General features: G+C 31.5%; 4 protein-coding genes. All 4 read left to right on the top strand.

The genetic code is table 11. From position 1 onward, the window contains the following. The first annotated feature begins 78 nt into the window (after window positions 1-78). Complete coding sequence (locus L1I30_RS00045) at window positions 79-822, top strand: Swt1 family HEPN domain-containing protein (protein WP_236132212.1); 744 nt, start codon at window positions 79-81, stop codon at window positions 820-822. Window positions 823-1,006: 184 nt separating this feature from the next. Continuing rightward, entirely contained in the window at window positions 1,007-1,627 is a 621-nt protein-coding gene (locus L1I30_RS00040) for a DUF5343 domain-containing protein (protein WP_236132211.1), read from the top strand. A gap of 6 nt (window positions 1,628-1,633) precedes the next feature. Next, a complete protein-coding gene (locus tag L1I30_RS00035; protein ID WP_236132210.1) occupies window positions 1,634-2,218 on the top strand; it encodes a Swt1 family HEPN domain-containing protein in 585 nt (194 codons plus the stop codon). 165 nt (window positions 2,219-2,383) lie between these two features. Beyond that, window positions 2,384-3,580 (top strand): PIN domain-containing protein, encoded by a 1,197-nt coding sequence (locus L1I30_RS00030; protein WP_236132209.1) that lies wholly within the window; start codon window positions 2,384-2,386, stop codon window positions 3,578-3,580. Window positions 3,581-3,756: the final 176 nt, after the last annotated feature.

Genomic DNA, 3,756 nt, shown 5'->3' with positions numbered 1-3,756 from the left:
TAAACTGACAACTCCGCGTCCCTACTCCCGCAACTTGCGATAGCCGAGACCGTTGGCAGTAATTTAATATTAAGAAAGTTGAACAGAATAAATGAATTTGAAAATAATTTGAGGTTAATAATAACTGATGTAATAGGCAGTAATGATAATACGAATTATAAAGTTTCAGATAAACGAATTCAATCATGGAAAGAAAAGAGAGAAACGGAACGAAAAAAATACAAGGAAGTATTAATTGAAAATCGTATCCTATATTTTTCTGATTTTTATGATCTTAAAACAATTATCCATAAAAACTGGGAAAAATTTTCAGACATTTTAGGTGAGAAAAAAAGATTTGAAACTTTTTTTGACGAAATAGAAAAATATAGAAATACACTGGCCCATGGTAGAAGATTAACAACTAGTCAAGAAAACCTACTCAATGGAATAACTTCAGATTTAAAAAACGCCATCACTGTTTATAGAAATAAAAATGAAATGATAGAAGATTTTTTTATACGAATAATCAATGTAAGTGATAACCTGGGAAATAGTTGGCCTGAAAAATTAAGTAAAAGAGCACAACCACAATTAAGAGTCGGAGATGAATATGAATTAATAGTGGATGCAAATGATCCAAAGGATAGAGGAATAAGGTATTCTCTTAGCTCAAATGGTAAAAAAATAGTCGATGTTCAAGAATCGAACAGATTAATATTTAATGTAAATAAAAATCATATTGGTAAAAAAGTAAAATTGGTTGTACGTGCTTTCACACCAAATTGTGAATATCAAAATATTGCTAGTCAGTTAATATCAACAACTATTCTACCTAATTAAACTACTGCCAACAACGGTTCATCGCCAATAAGCGGTAGCGTTAGAAAGAAAATAATTAACTTGACCAACAAAACAATACTAAGCCGACAAATCCGTGTCCCTTACTCCGCCAACTGGCGATAACCGAAACCGTTGTAGGTAATTTTTTAAACATTATTAGTTATACTAATCAAAATTGTAAAAAATGGAATCAATACCATACGCACAAACCACAGGAACCCTGGAATCAATGTTAGAAAAAATAAAAACAGCATCAGTACCTGAAAAATTTTCTCAGGACTTTGTTTCAACAGTTTTAGGAATGAAAGGTGGATCAGCACGCTCAACAATACCTTTTATAAAAAAAATGGGTTTTGTCTCTGATGACGGAACACCAACTGAACGGTACAGGGAATTTAGAAACCCAAATGCTTCAGGAAAAGCAATTGCTGATGCAATGAGAGAATTGTATTCATCTCTATTCTCTGCAAATGAATATATAAATAATGCAAGTACTGATGAGCTAAAGGGAATTGTCATCCAAATAACTGGTTTGGAAAAAAATTCAACTCCTTTTAAAAAAATAATATCAACTTTTTCAGCATTAAATAAATTAGCAGATTTTGATTCAAGATCTTACATCCCTAAAGTCGATTTTGACGAAAAAGAAAAATCAATTTCAATTAAGTCTGAAAAATTTGTTCCAGAAGTCAAAGAATCAATCAACCTTTCTTACACAATAAATCTAAATTTACCTGCCACAACAGATATTGAAGTTTTTAATGCAGTTTTTAAAAGTCTTAAAGAACATTTATTAGATAATTAAATAATAATGGATAAGTCTACAGCTATAAAATCTTTTGCAATGACTAATATGCTTTTAGAAGCTGATTTAGATAAAATTGAGCAGAAGTATCAAATCGATTTAGGAAGAAAGAGTGGTCAAACTAATAAAATAGAGGAAACCTATTTTCCTCAATTTGATGCTTCACTTAGAGCCGAAGCAAAAAAAATGGCTCGTCATTATGTTGTTTTTTATTGTCTTGAAAAGTCAATTAGGCAATTAATTGTTGATGTTTTTGATTCTAATGGGGATGATGAATGGTGGGAAAACCTTGTCCCCCCAATAGTCAAAGACAACGTAAAAAAAAGTATTAAAAGAGAAAAAGAAGCTGCCGTTACTCCCAGATCTACAGATCCAATTGATTATACAACGTTTGGAGAATTAGGTGAGATTATAAAGTCTAATTGGACGATCTTCGGTGGTGCTGTTTTTAATGAAAGAAAAGCATTGGAGAAAGTAATGGCTGCTCTAAATTCACTTAGAAATCCAATCGCACATTGCTCACCTCTTGCAGAGGATGAAGTTTTAAGGTTAGATTTAGCACTTAGAGATTGGTTCAGATTAATTAGTTAAAAAAAACTACCTACAACATCGGTTATAGCAAATAGCGGGTTTTACTGAAAAAGTGTAATTTAGAAAACCAAGAAATAAAGGATTTAGCCGACAAGTCCGCGTCCCTAGTCCCGCTACTTGTCCATAACCGTAACCGTTGGGCTTAATTAAAACAGAAATACATCTATGAAAAATAAATTCCCGGGATATAGTAGAAAAACAGAAGAAGAAATAAATGAAATATGGGAAAATGGAATTATCTGTTTTGATGCGAATGTTTTATTAAACCTTTATAGATACTCAAACGAAACGAGGGAAACATTACTCAATCTAATCGGTAAATTCAAAGACAAAATTTGGCTACCTCACCAATCTGCATTAGAATATAATAGAAATAGATATGAAGTTATAGCTGACCAAGAAAAGGCTTATAAAGAGTTTACTGAAAAGATTAGTCAAATTCAGAAAGATTTACAATCAACAAGCAAACCACCTTTTCTATCCGAAGAAGTTCACAAATCTTTAAATAAAGTATTCGAAAAGGTGAGTTCAGAAGTGGACGAAAGTATTTTAAAGTATTCTGACTTTCTCAAAAATGACCCGATTTACGACACGATTTCAAGTCTTTTTGAAAAGAGAATTACTGATTGCTATGATTCAAAGAGATTAGAGGAAATTTATAAAGAAGGGGAAGAAAGATATAACAAAAAAATTCCTCCAGGATACGAGGATGCTAAAAACAAAGAAGGGAATAGAAAATATGGAGATTTAATAATTTGGAAACAAATTATAGATAAAGCAAAAGAATTAAAAAAATCCATCATCCTAATAACGGATGAGAGAAAAACAGATTGGTGGTGGAAAATTAAGGACGGTAGAAATATGGGACCTCGTCAAGAACTCGTAGAAGAATTATATAATCAAGCTGAATCTAACTTTCATATGTATTCATCAGAAAGATTCTTATCCTACGGACAGGGATTTTTACAGGAACAAGTTAATAAAAAGGCTTTAGAAGAAATCCAGGAAATGAAAAGAGCCGAAATGGAAGAAATTAGAAGACTAAAAAGGCTCGAAGAGAAAAAGTTAAACAGACAAATACATAGAAGTGATAAATCCAACTTTCTAAAAAGAAGGTATGTTGAATTAAGCGAACGAATAAAGGATGTTGAGAATTTTCAAAATAGTTTAGAAATTGATGCTTTAGAAAATACAGATGCTCAAGAACACATCCACAATTTAAGTATTCACTTAGCTGAATTAAATGAAGAAAGAAATGAATTGAGGAAAGAACTAGATTTATATTTACTAAAGAAAGACAAAAGCCAAGAAAATTTCAGACGATTTTTTAATAATAGAAATGATTCTGAAGAAAATAACTAAGCCCAACAATGGCTATAAGTAATTGCTTGTTCTCGCCTACTTCTGAAAATCCTCGCGGATTTTCAGTTTGGTGTGTACTTGTAAAGTTAAGTGCTAACCCACGCAACTACTCATAGCCGAGACCGTTGTGGTTAATATTTATATGAAGAAACTAACTAAAATGCTTACAATTAAAA

Origin of the sequence: Gillisia lutea, assembly GCF_021568705.1 — a bacterium.
Lineage (GTDB): Bacteria > Bacteroidota > Bacteroidia > Flavobacteriales > Flavobacteriaceae > Gillisia > Gillisia lutea.
Note: the sequence above shows the minus strand (reverse complement) of the source record. Positions and strands in the feature narration are given on the sequence as shown.

Excerpts from the sequence above, each read along its gene's own strand:
- L1I30_RS00040 (WP_236132211.1), top strand. The coding sequence starts at position 1,007 with ATGGAATCAATACCATACGCACAAACCACAGGAACCCTGGAATCAATG.
- L1I30_RS00035 (WP_236132210.1), top strand. The coding sequence starts at position 1,634 with ATGGATAAGTCTACAGCTATAAAATCTTTTGCAATGACTAATATGCTT.
- L1I30_RS00030 (WP_236132209.1), top strand. The coding sequence starts at position 2,384 with ATGAAAAATAAATTCCCGGGATATAGTAGAAAAACAGAAGAAGAAATA.